Origin of the sequence: Ureibacillus chungkukjangi (assembly GCF_044795995.1) — a bacterium.
Lineage (GTDB): Bacteria > Bacillota > Bacilli > Bacillales_A > Planococcaceae > Ureibacillus > Ureibacillus chungkukjangi.
Map to the genome: position 1 here is coordinate 2984319 of NZ_CP085009.1, position 18851 is coordinate 3003169.

At 34.3% G+C, this 18851-nt stretch carries 24 protein-coding genes; 8 read left to right on the forward strand and 16 right to left on the reverse strand.

What is annotated here, in order from left to right; translation table 11 throughout:
* The 7 genes from LG296_RS14835 to LG296_RS14865 all read right to left on the reverse strand — a co-directional run bounded on the left by LG296_RS14835 (position 1) and on the right by LG296_RS14865 (position 3904).
* Positions 1 to 315, reverse strand: a complete 315-nt coding sequence (locus LG296_RS14835; RefSeq protein ID WP_404427104.1) for a hypothetical protein — start codon at positions 313 to 315, stop codon at positions 1 to 3.
* A 239-nt stretch (positions 316 to 554) separates the two neighbouring features.
* Positions 555 to 884 (reverse strand): four-helix bundle copper-binding protein, encoded by a 330-nt coding sequence (locus tag LG296_RS14840; RefSeq protein WP_404427105.1) that lies wholly within the window; start codon positions 882 to 884, stop codon positions 555 to 557.
* 244 nt (positions 885 to 1128) lie between these two features.
* Positions 1129 to 1626, reverse strand: coding sequence for a hypothetical protein (locus LG296_RS14845; RefSeq protein WP_404427106.1), 498 nt, complete (start codon positions 1624 to 1626; stop codon positions 1129 to 1131).
* Between the two features lie 174 nt (positions 1627 to 1800).
* Complete coding sequence (locus LG296_RS14850) at positions 1801 to 1971, reverse strand: hypothetical protein (protein WP_404427107.1); 171 nt, start codon at positions 1969 to 1971, stop codon at positions 1801 to 1803.
* On the reverse strand, positions 1968 to 2138 hold the full coding sequence (locus LG296_RS14855) for a hypothetical protein (protein ID WP_404427108.1): 171 nt from the start codon (positions 2136 to 2138) through the stop codon (positions 1968 to 1970). Before LG296_RS14855 ends, LG296_RS14850 begins: the two co-directional genes overlap by 4 nt.
* Before the next feature lie 335 nt (positions 2139 to 2473).
* The gene (locus LG296_RS14860; RefSeq protein ID WP_404427109.1) at positions 2474 to 3301 is read right to left on the reverse strand and encodes a cupin domain-containing protein; all 828 of its coding nucleotides are present in this window, start codon (positions 3299 to 3301) and stop codon (positions 2474 to 2476) included.
* A 342-nt stretch (positions 3302 to 3643) separates the two neighbouring features.
* The gene (locus LG296_RS14865) at positions 3644 to 3904 is read right to left on the reverse strand and encodes a spore coat protein (RefSeq protein ID WP_404427110.1); all 261 of its coding nucleotides are present in this window, start codon (positions 3902 to 3904) and stop codon (positions 3644 to 3646) included.
* A gap of 240 nt (positions 3905 to 4144) precedes the next feature.
* On the opposite strand from LG296_RS14865, the gene LG296_RS14870 reads away from it, so the two are divergent.
* The 3 genes from LG296_RS14870 to LG296_RS14880 all read left to right on the forward strand — a co-directional run bounded on the left by LG296_RS14870 (position 4145) and on the right by LG296_RS14880 (position 5448).
* On the forward strand, positions 4145 to 4459 hold the full coding sequence (locus LG296_RS14870) for an ArsR/SmtB family transcription factor (protein ID WP_404427111.1): 315 nt from the start codon (positions 4145 to 4147) through the stop codon (positions 4457 to 4459).
* Between the two features lie 82 nt (positions 4460 to 4541).
* Positions 4542 to 4970 carry a DMT family transporter gene (locus tag LG296_RS14875; RefSeq protein WP_404427112.1) on the forward strand — a complete coding sequence of 143 codons (429 nt, stop codon included), beginning with the start codon at positions 4542 to 4544 and terminating at the stop codon, positions 4968 to 4970.
* 13 nt (positions 4971 to 4983) lie between these two features.
* Positions 4984 to 5448, forward strand: coding sequence for a DMT family transporter (locus tag LG296_RS14880; protein WP_404427113.1), 465 nt, complete (start codon positions 4984 to 4986; stop codon positions 5446 to 5448).
* A gap of 156 nt (positions 5449 to 5604) precedes the next feature.
* On the opposite strand, the gene LG296_RS14885 is transcribed toward LG296_RS14880, so the two are convergent.
* Positions 5605 to 5727, reverse strand: coding sequence for a hypothetical protein (locus LG296_RS14885; RefSeq protein ID WP_404427114.1), 123 nt, complete (start codon positions 5725 to 5727; stop codon positions 5605 to 5607).
* Between the two features lie 494 nt (positions 5728 to 6221).
* Here LG296_RS14885 and LG296_RS14890 point away from each other — a divergent pair, with 494 nt between their 5' ends.
* Positions 6222 to 7685 (forward strand): phospholipase D family protein, encoded by a 1464-nt coding sequence (locus LG296_RS14890; RefSeq protein ID WP_404427115.1) that lies wholly within the window; start codon positions 6222 to 6224, stop codon positions 7683 to 7685.
* A 236-nt stretch (positions 7686 to 7921) separates the two neighbouring features.
* Here LG296_RS14890 and LG296_RS14895 read toward each other — a convergent pair whose 3' ends face one another.
* Together LG296_RS14895 and LG296_RS14900 are read right to left on the reverse strand one after the other, a co-directional pair.
* Positions 7922 to 8374 carry a DUF4279 domain-containing protein gene (locus tag LG296_RS14895; protein ID WP_404427116.1) on the reverse strand — a complete coding sequence of 151 codons (453 nt, stop codon included), beginning with the start codon at positions 8372 to 8374 and terminating at the stop codon, positions 7922 to 7924.
* Positions 8375 to 8635: 261 nt separating this feature from the next.
* Complete coding sequence (locus tag LG296_RS14900; protein WP_404427117.1) at positions 8636 to 8821, reverse strand: hypothetical protein; 186 nt, start codon at positions 8819 to 8821, stop codon at positions 8636 to 8638.
* 849 nt (positions 8822 to 9670) lie between these two features.
* Here LG296_RS14900 and LG296_RS14905 point away from each other — a divergent pair.
* Both LG296_RS14905 and LG296_RS14910 read left to right on the forward strand, forming a co-directional pair.
* The gene (locus LG296_RS14905; RefSeq protein ID WP_036180360.1) at positions 9671 to 11092 is read left to right on the forward strand and encodes an IS110 family transposase; all 1422 of its coding nucleotides are present in this window, start codon (positions 9671 to 9673) and stop codon (positions 11090 to 11092) included.
* 49 nt (positions 11093 to 11141) lie between these two features.
* Positions 11142 to 11627 (forward strand): hypothetical protein, encoded by a 486-nt coding sequence (locus LG296_RS14910; protein ID WP_084078063.1) that lies wholly within the window; start codon positions 11142 to 11144, stop codon positions 11625 to 11627.
* 430 nt (positions 11628 to 12057) lie between these two features.
* Here LG296_RS14910 and LG296_RS14915 read toward each other — a convergent pair whose 3' ends face one another.
* The 4 genes from LG296_RS14915 to LG296_RS14930 all read right to left on the reverse strand — a co-directional run bounded on the left by LG296_RS14915 (position 12058) and on the right by LG296_RS14930 (position 13968).
* Entirely contained in the window at positions 12058 to 12579 is a 522-nt protein-coding gene (locus LG296_RS14915; RefSeq protein ID WP_404427118.1) for a hypothetical protein, read from the reverse strand.
* A 183-nt stretch (positions 12580 to 12762) separates the two neighbouring features.
* Positions 12763 to 13128 (reverse strand): peptidylprolyl isomerase, encoded by a 366-nt coding sequence (locus tag LG296_RS14920; RefSeq protein WP_404427119.1) that lies wholly within the window; start codon positions 13126 to 13128, stop codon positions 12763 to 12765.
* Positions 13129 to 13320: 192 nt separating this feature from the next.
* Positions 13321 to 13482, reverse strand: a complete 162-nt coding sequence (locus LG296_RS14925; RefSeq protein ID WP_404427120.1) for a hypothetical protein — start codon at positions 13480 to 13482, stop codon at positions 13321 to 13323.
* Positions 13483 to 13716: 234 nt separating this feature from the next.
* The gene (locus LG296_RS14930) at positions 13717 to 13968 is read right to left on the reverse strand and encodes a hypothetical protein (RefSeq protein ID WP_404427121.1); all 252 of its coding nucleotides are present in this window, start codon (positions 13966 to 13968) and stop codon (positions 13717 to 13719) included.
* Positions 13969 to 14325: 357 nt separating this feature from the next.
* Between LG296_RS14930 and LG296_RS14935 the strand changes: the two genes are divergently transcribed.
* The gene (locus LG296_RS14935) at positions 14326 to 14802 is read left to right on the forward strand and encodes a hypothetical protein (RefSeq protein ID WP_404427122.1); all 477 of its coding nucleotides are present in this window, start codon (positions 14326 to 14328) and stop codon (positions 14800 to 14802) included.
* A 184-nt stretch (positions 14803 to 14986) separates the two neighbouring features.
* On the opposite strand, the gene LG296_RS14940 is transcribed toward LG296_RS14935, so the two are convergent.
* Entirely contained in the window at positions 14987 to 15460 is a 474-nt protein-coding gene (locus tag LG296_RS14940) for a YtxH domain-containing protein (protein WP_404427123.1), read from the reverse strand.
* Positions 15461 to 15866: 406 nt separating this feature from the next.
* Here LG296_RS14940 and LG296_RS14945 point away from each other — a divergent pair.
* Positions 15867 to 17197, forward strand: a protein-coding gene (locus LG296_RS14945; RefSeq protein ID WP_235867716.1) for an IS3 family transposase whose coding sequence is annotated in 2 segments (ribosomal slippage) — positions 15867 to 16248 and positions 16248 to 17197 — 1332 coding nt in all. Because the reading frame shifts where the segments join, the coding sequence is not laid out codon by codon here.
* Between the two features lie 60 nt (positions 17198 to 17257).
* Here the strand turns inward: LG296_RS14945 and LG296_RS14950 are convergent.
* Positions 17258 to 18559, reverse strand: coding sequence for an NCS2 family permease (locus tag LG296_RS14950; protein ID WP_404427124.1), 1302 nt, complete (start codon positions 18557 to 18559; stop codon positions 17258 to 17260).
* Positions 18560 to 18851: the final 292 nt, after the last annotated feature.

An 18851-nucleotide genomic window follows, 5' to 3' on the forward strand; every position in this document is an offset into this window, starting at 1 on the left:
TTATTTATAGACTGTTCTTTTCGTAATTTGGAAATTAGTATTATATACAGATCTATGAATAGGTGCTAGATTTAGTAAGATAGAAACAATTGTCAAAAACCATAATGCCCTTTCCATACTTGGTACTACATCCTCTAAAGCTGCCCAATCTTTCACTTCTACCCAACGAGATCTAAGACTGTATTCTGCACAAAGGGTTAATGCTGTAAATGATAACCCCATTGCCATGGCAAGCTTGTAATCTTTACCTGTTGCATACATATAAAGATTTATAAAAGTTGCTATTATTGCAATAAGACCTATTATTAGCCACATAATGACGCCTCCATTTACTTCCATTTTTTATAGACATCAATTGTAATTAAATAGTTCCCAACGTGATCTTTGAAAATCTTCCTAATAGGATTTTCTTCAACAATCTGACCCTGATTGCTGAACATGGCGCAATTCTATTTAAGAATTTCGCCCACTATTAATAAAGTGGTATTGAAAAAATTTTACAACAAAAGAAGTGTATCCTACAATTAGGAAACACTTCTATATTAATTCGATATTTAAGCAATCAGGCTTAGGCATGTTTCTGCACATTTCAAGCAAGCATCAGCACACTTTTGACAGTGTTCGTGGTTGTGTTTTTTACATTCATTACCACATGCTTTACAAATTTTTGCACATACTTCCGCCAACTCTGAAATAAATGGTGTTCCTCTGCTTATCGCTTGTTCAAAATAAGCACAAATATCTGCACACTCTCTATCTAGACGAATACATTCTGCCATCATATTGACATCCTCTTCTTTTAAACATGCATCATAACAATGATTACAAGCTACCATACATTCATGAAGTGACTCAATTACACTCAGATATTGTTCATGTGCCATTAAGTTATTTCCTCCTTTTAATTATTCTTTTTTTGATACCCTACATTCGTATCCTAAAACATAGTTAATAATACAAAATGTACTTAGACTAATCCTTCACTTTAACTGTAATCCTTTACAATTACTATTTCTTGAATATCTGAAAGCATTCCTTCATCAACAATCTTTTCCGTTTACTCAAGAAGGCACAATTCTTCTTTAAGAATTGTGCCCCATCGTTGAGGTTCAAGACATTGGCTTTTTGTTAAACTAAAAGCTCGTTTAAATTAGAAAATATATGTTTCAAATAAATAATTCCCATGAATATTAACCAAACAGCACAAGGAATTACAAAACTTTTAACAGAATGTACCCAATTAAATTTATAGTTCCTTTTTTGTATCATTTTATCTGTAATTAAGAACAAAATTGCTGCACCCAAACTAAAAGGAAGTAAGATAAGACCAAAAAGGATGTGAAAAATCACGTTAAGAATTAATTCGATTTTTTTATGATTATTTTTTCTCGTTTGAAATTTACTGATCAAATCACAAATTATTGAAGTTATAACCCCATAAATTAATATTACTGGGAAGCTGTACATCAAATAAACAGGTGTAGCTAATATAAAAGTGAATATGTATTCTCCAATCGAGCTTATACTTTCTCCAAATGGATTTGGAACGATTAATGCCACTAATATAGCAAACAATGACCCAGATACAGACGCTGATATTATTTTCCTCCATATCATCTCACTCATATAAAATTCCCCTCTTCTATGTATCCTATTTAGGATTAAGTGTAAATCTCAACCATCCTGTATTCCATAATCTGGTCCTATTGCTGAAAATGACACAATTCATCTTTAAGAATTGTGCCCGTTTATGGATTATCTTATTGATTTAGAAACTTTATTAGTTCGATAGGGATTTATTCAATTTTTATATAAACTCAATCCTAGTCTAATAAGCAATATCAATAATATTAAACCAATTAAAATACCGATTGTATCCCAATTTATTTCACCATCACGAATTATGCTTACAACTATTATCGCTATAAGAACGCCTGCAATACCAGAAAGGAATGTCTTCAACTCTTTCATCCCCCTTCTTCATTATTAAACTTCCTATTGCTATATAGAGCAAACAACTTATATACATCTTTTTGCATCTCTTGAAGTAAGTTTAGGTATAACGCTTCTGTTAAATCAGTTCGCAACTGAACGAGAACAGGAATGCTTCTTCTATCCATTGTTCCTGTGTTGTTCACTCTTTAATGTATTTATTCATAAGATATCTCTTTATATGTATTTTTCTATATATTCTAACATATTTGTCCAGAGGCTTTTAGAAAATTATTATATATATAGTCCTAATGCTGAAAAAGCACAATCTCTTTAACAAGAATTGCGCCCGATTGTTGAATCTCAAAACACTTGATATTATTTATTAGAACAAAGGTAATTTTTGTATATACTTCTAGTTAAAAGTAATTTTAGTATCCTTTACTATACGTTTAAAAGAATAAAAACAGAGTTAACCATTACAATCAACCCCCTTTTATACTTAAGATTATTCTTGATTCCGTTTTTCTTTATTCTACTTCTACATATTTTTGCTTTGTTGCAGTAATTTCGATTCCCCTGTTCTTTCCCATTCTTCCACCAATTCATATGCTTTTTCAGGAGCATATCCTTTTCCTACAAGAATCCCCATGAGGATAAATTCTTGTAGAATATGTGTAGCATTTATCCCTCTTTTAACATCTTCTAACCCTTCGTTTACTAAAAATTCCGTATATCGTATCCATTCATCTGGTGTTTTACCATCAATTTTTGGGCTACCATTAGGATGAGAGTTCCCCTTCTTAGCATGCATTGTCTCTGCCTTGGTGCGGTGAATCGTGCCAAATGGATGATTAGGTGGCGCATAAATAGAATATAGCCTTAATGGAATATTCCCTGTATTCGTTAAGTTATGCCATGTTCCAGCAGGTATAAAAATTGCTGAATCATCCTGAACTGTTCTTCTAAAGTCTAACTGATTCCTGCTTTTACCCATTTCAGTAACACCTTGACCTTGTTCGATTCGTAAAAACTGGTCAACGTCTGGGTGCATTTCTAAACCAATATCTTCTCCAGGATTCAAACTCATTAATGTCGTCTGTAGGTGGTTTCCAGTCCACAAAGCAGTACGATACGTATTGTTTCGTTTCGTTGCTTCATTAATATTGATAACAAAAGGACTTCTTCCATAATCTCTAATTGCCAAACCATTATTTGTATTCATTGCTTGATACGAACCAAATTGATTTTGATTTACAAGCACTGGCTCAAAAGAATGCCACTGATTTGTGTTCCCACCATAATGATACATCGACATATGATTATAATATGGGTATTGATTTGGATACCCATTTGGAGGATAGTACATTTTTTCATCCCTTTCAGAAAATGATGTAATATTATATGCTGTCTTTTATTTCTGTGCTTTTAATATAGCGTTCGGGTTTAGTCAAAAATAAAAGAGGCTGGGACACAACAAAAAATATCAAATTTCTCACTGAGAAATTTGATATTTTTTTGCTTAAACTAAATTGATTTCCGCTACGGGGACTCTTTCCGGGGGCACGGCTCGAGCCTGTAGTCTCTCCCTCGTGCTGTTCCCCCAGGAGTCGCCCCTTCACTCCAATCAATTCATAAAGTATCAATTTCTTAATATAGATTCTTTATGCATTCTAAGAAATCTCTACTTCTGTCCCAGCCTCTTTTAACATTAGTTTTGCATGTCAGTCATTAATTGGTTTTTTAGTTGTAGTACGACCTCTTCCGATGCTGGTGCAGCAGGTTTATAGTGTCCTTTTTGAAGGGCATAACTATACAATGTTCGTTGACGTGATTCATCTTGATTCCTCAATTGAATTAATGTTTGCCTTAGTTCAGCATTATTCGTTTGTGCAATGATATTCGCATATCCAGTTAAGCTTGCATTTAATCCAGCTAGATAATCATTAACCATTTCTTTATCTTGAAACATTTGTAACCCTCCTTAGTTTAAATAGGTTATTAAATCCTGTTGAGCTTGTTTTGCTGCTTGTACATCTCTTTCAATAATTTCTTTTAACTCGGAATCCATGCAACTTACAGCATACGCTTCTAATTTTTTTGCGACGTTTCCATGTCCACCAATTAAACTACGTAAATCTTCAACTTCTAGTTCAGTTAATTATTCCCTTCACCTTGACATATCGAGAAATCCAGATATACAATTACCCTCATGGAACCTATTGATGTATTCAAAGCGTTATCTAACGAAACAAGACTCAATATCCTAGAGTGGTTAAAGGAGCCAGAGACACATTTCCCGAAACAAGGCGCTCACCTGCCAAAGGAGGTAAGTTACAAGGGCGGAGTATGTGTTGGGGATATCCAAGAAAAAGCCAAAGTGTCTCAATCCACGGTTTCCAGCTACTTAAACATGATGCAAAAAGCTGGTCTACTCGAATCAATTCGTCATGGACAATGGACTTACTACAGACGTAATGAAGAGTTTATTCAACAGCTAGCGAACTATTTTAAAACAGAGATCTAATTTCTATTGATTTCTGTTTTTTTACCAACCATTATATCGATTTTTCTAGATATATAATTATACAAATGAGGAGATTTCATCTATGCGCTTTATATCTTTTATATTGGCACTATTAGCTGGAGCAGCACTTAGTTTTGAAGGAGCGATCTATGCTGAATTAGGAAAAACAGTTGGGCAAATAGAGACAAGTTTTTATAACTTCTTTATGGGCTCGATCATCATGGGGCTATTATGGCTATTTTTTGGAAAAGGAAAATTTTCTTATACATTTGAAGCACCGAAATGGTCATTGCTTGGTGGGGTTTTGGGGGTTGTTTATTTAACCTCCATTGTTGTAAGTGTCCCCTTCGTTGGTGTGGGCATAACAATGGTTGCTGTAATTATCGGACAATTAGTAATGAGTATGGTTATTGAACATTTTGGATGGCTAGGCAGTAAAAAAACTAGTATTAATAAAGAGAAAATTTTCGCGGTTATTTCAATGATTATCGCACTTATATTGATAAATTAGGAGGTCTAAGTTTATGGGGATATTCATGATTTTATTTACACTGATTGGCGGTATAACATTAAGCGCACAATCATCTATCAATGGTACATTTAGTCGAAAAGCCGGAACAATTGAAACAACACTTTTAACCTTTCTAACCGGAACAATGTTTCTTACAATTTTCATCATATTTTTTGGCAGCGGAAATGTTCTTGCCCTTCTAGGAGTACCGAAATGGCAATTAAGTGCAGCATTCTTGGGCACAATGTATTTACTGTTGACTGTCATGACAGTTCCTAGAATTGGGGTTATAGCAACTACAATTGCTGCAATCGCTGGGCAACTTGTAATTGGTGTAATTATTGATCATTTTGGATGGTTTAATAGTTTAATCATAGAATTAGACATCAAACGTGCCTTTGCATTACTATTTATGTTGATTTCCCTTTATTTTATCTATAAAGGAAATAAACACTCGAGCGAAGAATCAACAGTATAGCATATTGATATAAGTTAAAAACGCTGCATGGTTGCAGCGTTTTTAATTAGATATAAGGACTTTTTTATATACTCCCAATATCATTTCGAGGAAACTGCACCCGTCGTTTTATGTACATCCCTTCCCTTCAGATATATATTAATTATTTGAAAGGTCTTATTCAACAATTTGGCCACCAGTACCCTCAGTGTCCCGATATCCTTCCATCTCCTCACTAACTATCTCATAGTCACCTAACGCTTTTTTTAGTAGTGTCTCGTTTTCTTCTATATACGGCATGAGAATTCGTATTTTCCTCCACAACTAGTCAGCACTACTCCTATTACAAGTAACAACGCGAACCATCTTATCTTCTTCATATGAAACTTCTAATCCACTTTTCAGTTTCTAGAACACTGTAATAATATACATATTTGTTTTCTTTCCTTAAAAACCTGGTCCTATTGCTGAAAATGGCACAACTCATCTTCAAGAATTGTACCCGATTGTTGAATAATGACGTGTATATTAATTAATTAGCTAAATTACACCATAATTATTAGTAAAATTCCTGAAAACAATTATTGTTTTTTTAGTTTCTTTTCCTCCATGATACTCGCTTCGAGAAATAATAGGATTTGCATACAATTCTCCTTCTCATACCTATTGAATTTCCCAAAGACACTAGGGCCATTAGCATCTCCTTAAATATTACCAGCCGCCATGCAAGCTACCGCTGTTTAACTTTGCTTGTTCAGGGGAATTAAAAGTACGAGAGTATTGGAGGAATTTCAATGAAAAAAGTTCAGAAGAAATGGAACAGCTGGAGTCGTAGAAATAAAGTTATAAGCGCTCTTATACTTCTTTTGATTTTGCTATATATAGGAGAAATGTTATGGCATACATATAAACCGTTGCCGGAAGACATTTCCTATGAAGGAGACTTGCACAGAACGGACAATATTGAAATGTTAACGGATTTAACTTATGCGCAAGACCAGGAAGGGACCAATCGGAAACATGAGAATCATATTTTTGATGAAGTTTATGCACTGATTGATGAAGCTGAACAGTTTGTGGTGGTGGACTTCTTTTTGATGGATGGGTATTTCGATGAAAAAGAAGATTTCCCGCCAATCGCGAAAATCCTCTCTGATAAGCTTGCCGAGAAAAAGGAAAACAATCCCGATATGCCAGTTGTTTTCATCACCGATCCGCTCAATAAGGGCTATGGCTCCTATGAAACTCCGTGGTTCAAGAAGATGCGTGAAGCCGGGGTAGAAATTGTTTACACCGATTTAGAGCAGCTGCGGGATTCCACGCCGATTTATTCAGGCTTATACCGATTAATTTTTCAATGGTTCGACCACGACGACAAAGGATGGATTTCCAACGCCATGTCAAGCAAAGCGCCAAAAATGACCGTATCTTCTTATTTGGAACTGCTCAACGTGAAAGCCAACCACCGCAAAGCGGCCATTTCGGAAAAGGAAGCGATTATCACATCATCAAACCCGCATGATGCAAGTGGCTTCCACGGAAATCTTGGTTTGAAAGTAACGGGACCCGTCATAAACGATATTCTGGAGGCAGAAGAAGCGGTATCGCTCATGTCGGATGGTCCGAAATTGCCGAGGGCTGATATACCCCAGCAAGGTGACGGCCAGTATGCTGTACAATATTTAACCGAGAAGAAAATTTTGGACGCCTTGCTTGAAGATCTAGAGGCGACAAAAACAGGAGATAAAGTTTGGATTGGCATGTACTTTATTGCCCAGCGCGACATTGTCAACACTTTAACAGATGCAGCAAACCGGGGTGTGCAGGTGAATATGATTCTAGACCCAAATGAAAACTCATTCGGCCAGAAAAAGTCCGGTCTGCCAAATCGACCGGTTGTGAACGAGCTGCTTGAGGATACAAATGAACAAATCAACATTCGCTGGTACAATACCGTAGTCGGCCAATACCATACAAAAGCCATCTGGATTCAAACAGCGGAACAAACAATCATTTCAAGTGGTTCTGCCAACTATACGGAACGAACATTGGAGAATTACAACCTGGAAAATAATGTACGCATCCTCGCGCCAAATGATAGCGCGCTCGCCTTGGATATGGAACGATATTTTGAACGACTTTGGAAGAATGAAGATGCCCTCTACACTCTTGATGCAAAAAAGTATCAGGATAACCTCTCCTGGTGGCAGCGCTGGATTTACACGGCTCAAAAAGTAGCCAAGATAACCACTTATTAACGAAAAAAAAGGAGATGCCTCCTATTTGAATGTGGCATCTCCATTTAATTTAGGACATCTTTTCATTAAAACATGCTTAATTATCTGGCCCTATAATTGAATAAAGCTTTTCCTGTTCTAGCAAAACGCTCGACTGTTGAAGATTGATATACAATATAAGCCTATGTTATAAAAATTTGGGTTGATGGGAAGTTTATTTGATTTAAAAGTAACAACATACTAATATTACAAACTACTTAATCTTCTTCAGATTCATTAAAAGGATGTACATACATATCAATATCAATATAAGCATCGATGGCAGCAGCAAAGCTACTGAATTCAGGGTAAATTACTAAGCCTGGTGTATAACCATCTATTATGGTTACAACTACTTCAATATGTACATGTAAATTTAATTCTCTTTTTAATTGATTTATGGTGTCTATTTTAGAATTGAAAGCATCTAAAATTGGTCGTAAAACATCTTGTGAATCCAATGTTTCTAATGTTTCAGATCCGTATTTCCAACAGGTAAATGAGCGAACACGAGTATTAGTAGTGTTTACTTTATCACCGATTCTCCAAGTTTCTGTTGGCTCTATACCTAATCGTTCGCTTATCACCTCTATAGGAAAATCATCAACATCTTCACTTCCGATAAAACTAATATATGCATATAAAGTTGTTTTTTCCATTCCTTCCTCCAAAACTATATTTTCATTATACTGATTATTGTATTTAAATGATTATTGCTCAAAGAGTCGGTGAAATTCTTTCATACTAAATCCTATGGTAATCTATTTGAATACTATCCCAGCTAGCTGATTTAAAAAATTGAACGTAATGAAGCTGAGATAAGCTAGGTAAATTAAAATCGTAATAGCACCTAATAGTAACCCTGTTATATGAATATTGTTATGAAAAAACTGCTTTCAAGTAAATTTTTATTTCGTTATATAAAAGATATTTTATCTATTTTTTTGTCTACCTAATTTAGCAACATCTTTAAAAATATAAATTCCTCCTACTGCACTAATTACCCCAAAAGCTTTGTACATTAGTGTTTTACTACTGTCGTTATCCACTGTAATATTTATAAAAACAACTCCTACAATAATTAATATAATACTTACTATTCCATAAATAATTCTCACATTTTCACACCCCTTATAATAAACTCCATTAAGATTCTCAAAACTCCTATTTAATAATATTCTTACAAAACTTTTCCTAATTCATCATGCGTAATCTATATAATATAAAAAGATAATTGAGCATGATAAATAAACCGGTATCTCATTTTATAAATTTATCCATTATCATCCAAAGTTATAGTTAACAATCTGGCCCTATTCATAAAGAAAGACCCTTTCCACCTCTAGGAAAGCGTCCGATTGTTTCTGTAATGCTTTAACATTTATAACGGTAATTTTAATAGACTACATGCTAGTAGGTAGCTTTTTTAATTAGGTTAATTAAGATATAATTTAATCATCAATGTACCCTTGTGTTCAACGTGAGATCTCTTTAAGAGAAACTCTGCCGATTGTTTGGGGACATTGTTTTTTTATTCAAAAAAATCATGTAAAATATAGGTGTGCAGTGACCTTTATGGTGATTCCGACCTTTACTGGATTGGGGCTAGTTTCCTAGACCTCTAATATTGACGTGAGGCACTCCATGTTATTTACGGCACTGCACATACTAATTATATATAGCTGCTTAAATCCTGTTAATTTCGACAGGATTTTTTATTTTTTAGGAGGGAAATTAAAATACATGTCGTATTTTTTAATAGACTATATAGAAATCAAAATAAATCTAATATTATTTTAACAGTTGAAACTCTACCGTTGTTTGGAGCTTTGAATAAAGACTCTTTAGTTCAATATGAGATTTAATATCTGGCGAAATAATCCTGACATGCTACATTGGGCTTAAAGCTCTAACAGAAACTTGGATAGTCAGATATGTCATACTGTTAGTTTATTGGAGGGAAATTAATGAAAAGCACCAGTAGTCCATTTAGCTATGGAAATGAAACTGAAGTTAATAATGAACAAGAATCACGGAAGTTTTACCAGTTCTATGTTGGAATTGATATAGGAGCGAGTTTCCATGTTGCTTCTTGTATAAGATATGAAGCTTTTTTAGACCCTAAAGGAGTAGCTTGGAAGCGCACTAAGACACTGAAGTTCAACTCTGATAGTGTGGGAATCGCAGAATTTTTAAGCGCCCTTAAACAAATAGAGGAACAGTTCAATTTAAATAAAGACGACTTCTTAATCCTCTTAGAACCAACGGGTGGACATTATTCTTATTTAGCCCAACAAGTGTTACTAATTGAAGGTTATGATTTGTTTCAAATAGAAAATAAAGCAGTTGGGGAATTCCGTAAAAGTTTAGGAATAAGCGAGAAATCAGATTCAATGGATGCAAAGGTAATGTCATATATGGGATGGCATAAGCAACTTCACCCCAATATGCAAGGTGTAACTTTTATACGACCACAAACAGTACTACAATCCTTATTTAGAACAGTTATGAGAGATCGTTGGTATCTCAATGTTCAACTTACTCGCAGAAAAAATCAAGTACAACAATTACTAAAAGTCACACACCCTGATTTAAACAAAGCTTTTAAAAAATTAAGTTCAATCTCAGTAATGAAATTGGTTCTACAATACCCTACCGGACTACATATGAAAGAAACTAGCGAAGATGAATTATACAATGCTATTTCAAAAGCTGGTGCTAAAAATGTTGCCAAAAAGGCTGCTAAAATTTTAGCGGAAGTGATGCCTAATACTGTCGCTGTGCCTGTTGAGCATCTTGTAGGACGCCAAAAGTGGGTTATTGAAGAAGCCTTACGGCTTGAAGAAAGTTTAAAACTGATAGATCAGGAAATTCATGATCTTCTATGGGGAGTACCCGATAAAGGAATTCAACCCCACCCATATACTGAAATTCTACTATCCCTCCCCTTCGTTAGTGAAAATATAGCTTGTACATTAATAGGCGTTATTGGTGATATTGAAAGATTCAATACATATAAAGAATTTAAGAAATACTTAGGGGTTTCGGCTGAAAATACACAATCTGGTACATCAGTAAAAGGGACTAAACAAACCAACAGCGGGGTTCGGGATGCTCGTCGAGTACTTTATCAGATTGCCTTAATAATATTGGCTAATGGTAAACCTCATCCTACCGTGTTTAAAGCCTATTATGACCGTAAGGTTGAAGAAGGAATGAGTAAGAAAAAAGCAATTGGTCATTTGTGTGGTAAATTGGCTAATTTAATTTATTCGCTTCTGAAAAATAACGGTAAATACGATCCAGTTGTCCATGCAGCTGCTTGCGGCATTAACTTGGCTGACTTAACTAAATCTAAAGAAGAAAAAGAACCTTTATTATTAAGCTAACGAAGCGGATTTGTTTAATAAAAAATTCAAAATGAGGATGGAATACTAAATGAAGAAACTTTGGATATCATTTTTAGTATTAGCAATAACCATCGGTGGTGTTTATTTCTTTATAAAATTTAATCCACCATTGGAAATTGGTACACTTGCATCAAGTGAAGATGATAAATTAGTTATTGTTAGTGTTGGTAATAAAGGCTTTAGTGAAATAAATATATTAGATATATCTGTGAATAACAGTGAAAAGCCTATGGAAACAAAGATACAAGTGAGTAATGCGTTGCAAGGTTTTACCTTAACGAATGATGATACCAGTGTGGAAGCGAAAAAATATGGTTTTACAGATATAGATAAGGTAGCCTTGAAAACAGGAACTTCACCATCTTCTAACTTTGAAAAATTAGATAATGGAGCTGCAACAAAAAATGATGAAATCTATGGAATTAGTGTAATTCACAACGAGGAAGTAAATAAGGTTCATATAAAATATAAATATCTTGGAATTCCATTTAATGATACTGTGATATTTAACTAACGAAGGTTTTCACATATCCTAAGTCTATTAAAACGCCAAAAATCCCTACTTTTATATTGAAAGCAGGGATTTTACTCTGTATCCAATTAAAAATTTTTAAATTAAAGCACTACACTACATTGAATAACTGGCCTAATTTAGAAAATCCATTCAAAGAACTTTGCAAGAAAGAAAAGTGGAGCTCCAACGATTAATAAGCCAGCCATAAAATAACAAACACTTTTAACAATATCAAATATAGCTCCATTAAAATCATTTATAAATTTTAGTATTTCTATCGCTCCTTGTACCGTTTTATTTAATGGGGAATCCTGTCATTATTCTTTTTATATTTTAACATAAATATCCAAATTAATTCTTGTGTGTTCCTCAAGAAACTGGCCAGATAGTTGAGTAACTTATCTAATTCTCGATTTCTTATAACCAGCTACTAAATAGAATTTGCAACCTTTAACAATATTTCTGATGCTTTATCAGAAACATCTTCATCCATCGAAAGGATGTACTGCCATCCATTCATCTCAAATACAAGATTGTTACGTTTTTTATACATAATAGTGCTGTAAATCGCACTTGTACCATTATTTAACTTTAATTCCTCATCAATCATTTCTTCTCTTATTGGCAGTTTATAATCGATATGTCGCACCTCAATTTTATAATCATCACCTTCTGTTTTTTCATGTACATATCGAACTTCCAGCTTATCATTCCAATCACCTTCTGGATTAGAGAACCTAGCAAGAATATGTGTAAAGGGGATTGGAATTTCTTTAGGCAAAGCAATCTCTTTTTTAAAATGCTGTTTACTTTCAGCAACAGCTTCTTCAACTTCTTTGTATCCTAACTTTGAAAAGTTTCTATCAAATTTATCCTTGTTTGCATAGGCTGATGGGGTTAAAGTGATAGAAGAAAATAAAAATACCAAAAGTAATAAAAGCCTATTTTTCATAACATCCTTCACCTCATTAAATATTATGAGAAAATAATAATTTATTATTAATAGTTTTTATTATTAAAGATACTGTTACTTTAATTAAATTTAGTTATTTTGTTGTTAATAAAGTGAAGGCACAATTCTTTTTCAAGAATTGCACCCAATTGTTGAGGATTATTTAATTATTATTTGAGTTACTTATATACCTGTCACGTTATCAAAAGGCCTTCTTTCTCCATTTACTAAAACTTCTATTGATCCGTATTCTGAATCTGTTGTTAAATAATAAGTATTTTGCTCTTCAACATCATTCTGATTCTCATTAAAATTAATAGTTACCGTATTATCTTGAGTTGTAAAATCAAATTCTACATCCCCGCTTGAATGAAAAATTATATATGATTCTTTTTCTCCATCATTGATTAATTGAAGCTCTAAATTAGGATCAATTATAGTCTGCACTTTATTAGGTACATTTTCAACTTCACTCATACTCACAGTTGATGAACTACATGCAGATAATATCGCAACTACAAAAATTAACGTGAGAAAAAATTCCCTCAATATATCCCCTCCTTTCACCTTTTACTGCAATACGTTAAACAATTACGAATTTCATTATTGTATAAATTTTCCTATAAAAGTTACAAATTGTCCATTATTAATTCCTCAACAATCTGGCCCTAAAACGAAAAAAAGCGATCTTCTTATTGAAGAATCGCCCCAGATTATTGAAGAAAAACCCGCTCTTTATCTTTAATTAACTTTATTTTTCTTATAGAAAGATAGACTTGCCGTTAGTATCACTAGGATACCTAATATAATTAGAGCTGTTAATTTAGAATAGTTTCCAGCTATGTACGAAAACAGTAGCCCTGCAACTCCACCGAGGATAAACATGCCGACTATAAACTTCAAAATATATCACCTTGTTCCTTCAATATTATGACCCTTTTGTTTAAGAAGTTACTTATCAAGAATTACCCGATTGTGGAGGCTAATGCAAAGTCAATTTAGTTCCCTTTTTTGGATATATTCTGTAATATAAAATTTTCTAATCAAATAAGTGATAAAATAATTCCTTAGAAGAAATTTTCTGTGGTTGAAATACTACCAATCTTAATTGTAATAATTTCAGTCTCAGCTTTGAACCTACATAATCTTCGGTATTAACCACCTATCTAAAATAATACCGTAGCAAACTGCTAATAAAAAATGTAAAGCTAAAGCATAAAATATACTCGGATTATCCGGTAATAAAGGAAGTAAAAGGGCAAATAAAAATGAAAATATTGGGTCAATCGCAGCCCAAGAATGCTTTACTGGTTGAAATACCAACTCATAAACAATAATAAAAATGCTGAATAATGGTAACCAAAAAGAAAATTGTTTAAGAATCTTCATACCATACCCCCTATAAAAAGTAGAACCAATTGGAGAAAATCAAGAAGAATCAGATTGCACATAATTATCGAGAATAAATATGAAAAGAAGTATAAGATTTCTGCGAATGACTATATTTATCACGAAATATATGTGAACGTGGATGGGAAAAAATAGTCCAAGTCACTACAACAATAAATATTAATGCAGTCTCTCAAGCTATTTATAAATATAAATACAATAATTACTTCACAAAAGAATTTTGTACAAGTAGCATATGCATATAATGGTATTGTGTACCATGTGGGCATAGATAAAGCTTTTATTGCAATAACTCAGATACATCCTAGCAGAGCCCCTTAATAAGGAGATTGACTAATGCTGAAAGTTGAAACATTCATTCTTAATCCTAAGTATACTTTAGAAAATAGCAAAGTAGAAAAATATATCACGGCAAAAACATTTTCCTTCAAAGAAAATTCGAACTTTAAAGGTTCACTTTACTGTTATATTGGAATTTATGATGGAGATGCGAATCTAATCTTCGAAGGCTCACTTGAAAGTTGTCCTCAATATTGGTTCATTATATTGCAAATTATTGAGGAAACACTGGAAGATGGGATGGGAGAATGGGAGTTCCCTACACTATTAAAATTTGAAGCTATCAATTCAGAGTCAATTCGTCTTACACAAAATGATACATCGTATATTTTCCCTAAATCCACCCTACTTACAGCGTTGTTGGAAGAATGTAAACTAATAATGGATGCTATGGGAGTCTATACAGAATATCCTCCTGAAGCAATTGAAGGTTTCTATAATAAAATTGAAATTCTTCATAATAAAATAGGGTAAAAAATTACTTTTTCTTCAACTTCCAGGCTTGATGAGAAACGGATATCGATATGAAAAAAATGCAAAATGGCACATCTCTCAGGTACAAGATGTGCCATTTTTTTATTATCTAAATCATTTTGCAAGGTTCCTATAAACGTAGAATTGATATGACCCCTATCATAAGTCTTTGAATCGAAGAATTCTAATTATAAGCTCCGTTGCTTTGCCCATTACTACCATCTATTACTTCTTCGCCAGCTTCTTTGACTTTTCCCCCGATTTCCTTTATATCAGTCGTGACTTCCTTGGCACTGGAAAGAATATCACTTGACTCTTCCTTTAACACACTTACCGGGAAAAGAATGTTTTCGTTCACTTTTTCATAGAGATTTTGAGCATCCCTGATTGCTTCTTTCAGTACGGTAGAGGCGGATTTCAATCGCTCTTGTAAGTCGTCCTTCACTTCAGAAGGATTGTTTTTGACTTGGCTGTACATATCTATTGTCGAATCCTTCATGTTTTTTGTTGTGGCAGTTATTTTGTTTCTTGTGTTTGAATCAAGCATTGTAAGAGCTCCACCAATAACAGCCCCTATCATCATACCCTTTATAAGCTTTCCATTTTTCTCGTTTTGGATAGTTGTCGATACATTGTTATAAGTAGCAGCTTGTGTCATAAATATTATTCCTCCTTTATGTTTTCTGATTTTGTTATTTTACTCCTTAGGTGCCCGATATTACTTTCCTTTAAACAATTTGAGCAAATTCTTTTTTTATCAGCTATTCAACAGTTCTCCACGAAAGAAAGAAAAACCATGACGACTTTTTTTCTCTAGCTGCAGTGATTAGTAAAATTAGAGTTTCTGTTCGTCGAGCCAAGATTATATTCCACGCTTCCTTAGTGGTTGGTTGATGTGTACCTTCAGTGGACTTTCACCACCTAGATAGTTGCCTGCCTGGCACACATAAAAAAGCCTCTCGCTTTATTAAAATGTACCCTATAAGATGGACACTTTAAAAAAAGTCCTTCTTGTAGGGTACTTTTGTTTATAATGAGAAAAAAGATGTTGGAGCGGAATTAGAATGACGAAAAGATTATTAACGAAAAAAGAACAAGAACTGCTAAAAAGAAACCCTTATGTAAAGTCAGTCAGCGAGAAAGCGATTACCTATACCGACGAATTCAAACGTCATTTTATTGCAGAAAATGAACAGGGGAAGCTACCTAGAGATATCTTCGAGGAAGCTGGCTTAAGTGTGGACTTAATTGGAATGGATCGTATTAAAACAGCGGGGAAACGCTGGCGTGCAGCCTATCGTAATTCTGGCATTGTAGGTTTACAAGATACTCGTAAAATGAATTCCGGCCGACCTTCTGAACGGAAATTAACCCCAGAAGAAAAAATCGCCCGTTTAGAAGCGAAAAACCAGTTATTACGTGCAGAAAATGAACTACTAAAAAAGCTCGATCTACTCGAAAGGCAGATGTTGAAGAAGAAATTACAATCGAAACGAAACTAAAATTTGAATTAATCCACCAGACGCTTCAAAAGTATAAACTAAAGCGTATGGTGAGCTATCTATGTAAGGTAATGGGTGTGTCTCGTTCAGGGTTCTATCATCATTTTGATGAAAAATCAGCGCAAAATCGCGCCAAACAAGATGAAGCAGATGAAGTGGTGAAAGACATCATTTTAAAGGCGTATCATTTCCGAGGACGTAAAAAGGGAGCACGCCAAATTAAAATGACGCTTCAAAGCCAATATAGCATCACCTATAACTTAAAGCGGATTCGCCGCATTATGAAGAAATTTAACATCATCTGTCCAATTCGCAAGGCAAATCCTTATCGAAGAATGGTCAAAGCGACGAAAGAACACCGCATTTATGCGAACGAATTAAAACGCAAATTTAAACAAGGTATAGTGGGTAAAGTGTTATTGACAGACATCACATATTTGCCATATCGAAACGGCAAACGTGCATATTTATCAACGATTAAGGACGCTGAAACGAACGAAATTCTAGCTTATGAAGTGTCATCTTCTTTACACTTGGACATCGCTCTGAATACGTTGAAGAAATTAAAAAAACATTCGCATTTAGCAGAAGATGCCTTTATCCATTCCGATCAGGGTTTCCATTATACAAGCCCGATTTACCAGGCATTGGTGAAGAAAATGGGTTTAGGTCAGTCTATGTCACGGCGAGGAAACTGTTGGGATAATGCGCCTCAAGAATCATTCTTTGGGCATTTAAAAGATGAAACAAACTTTAGCAATTGTGAAACGCTTGAAGAAGTAAAACGTGAAATCAAAAGTTACATGACCTATTACAATCATTATCGTGGGCAATGGAATTTAAAAAAGCTGCCGCCTGCAAAATACAGACAGCAGCTTCAACAAGTTGCCTAGGCTCTTTTTCAAAATGTCCTTTACAAAGGGTACACTTTATATACGAGAGGCTCGAAGTTTTTAGTGAGGCATAAATACTAACTGGATAATGAATAAAATCGCGAAGAAGTAAAGTAATGGGTGAACATCTTTACCTTCACCTTTGAATAACTTAAATAATGGGTATGAAATAAACCCGAATGCGATACCAGTTGAAATACTAGATGTTAATGGCATGATTAAAATAACTAAAAATGCTGGGATTGCTTCTTCAACTTTATCCCATTCGATACCGCGAACAGCACCAATCATTAAACTACCTACGATAATTAATGCAGGTGAAGTAATGGCAGAAACACTTGCTAACGCTCCAGCTAATGGTGAGAAGAATGCAGTAATTAAAAATAGTACTGCAACTGTTAACGATGTTAAACCAGTACGTCCACCCATTGCTACGCCAGAAGAAGATTCTACGTAAGCTGTTGTTGGGCTTGTACCAAACATTGAACCGATTGTTGTTGATAATGAGTCCCCAAGGAATGCCTGACGTGCTCGTGGTAATTTATCATCCTTTAAAATACCAGCTTGTTTGGCAACGCCGACCATTGTACCTGTCGTGTCGAATAATGTAACTAAAATGAACGAGAATACTGTCCCGTATAAGCCGTATTTAATTACATCGCCAAATGCTTCAATTGGATTCCATACTAAAATACCTTCTGGTAATGCTGGCATAGCAACAACACCAGTAAATGTTAAGTTACCAGTAATTGCAGCGATTATTGCTGTAACAATCATACCCCAGAAAATTGCACCGAATGCACGGTACATCATTAAAATAGCAGTAACAAGAACACCTACGATCGTTAACCAAACCATAGGGCTTGATAAATCGCCTAATTTTACTAAGTTTGATTCGTCACCTGTCACTAAGCCTGCCGAACGCATACCAATGAAAGCGATGAATAAACCGATACCAGCCGTAATGGCTAATTTCAAGTTATTTGGAATTGCTTTTACGAGCATTTGTCGTAAAGGCGTTAAGCTAATAATGAAGAAAAGAATACCGGCTACGAATACAGCAGAAAATGCTGTCATATAGTCAATTCCACCTTTAGAAGCTTGGACAACCGTGAACGTAAAGAATGCGTTCAGACCCATACCAGGAGCCATTGCGATTGGATAATTTGCAAATAGTGCTAACCATAACGTACCAAATACAGCAGCGATAATTGTCGCTGTAAATACTTGTTCACTAGGCACACCAGCAATAGATAGAATTGAAGGGTTAACGATTACAACGTATACCATTGTACAGAAAGTCGTTAAACCTGCTAAAATTTCAGTCTTTACAGTAGTATTATTTTCTTTTAGTCGAAACAAAAAGTTCAACCTCCTAAATACGAACATTTAAAACAACGAAATTAATAATATTCGGTTTTCAATTTTAATGCAAGTGCTTTTACGTAAATTTTCGTCTCATACAAAAAGTTGTTATAACAAGAATATTTAGAATATGAGGAGTTAGTCATGTGATTAATCAACCAACGAAACGTAAGAATGAAACAGAATACGAAGAATATAAGGGATTGGATTGTTAAGAGGTAGCTTATGTCCACATTACAATGACGTAGTTAGACGCCTTGCGATCGATAATTGGGGGTAATTCATCAAC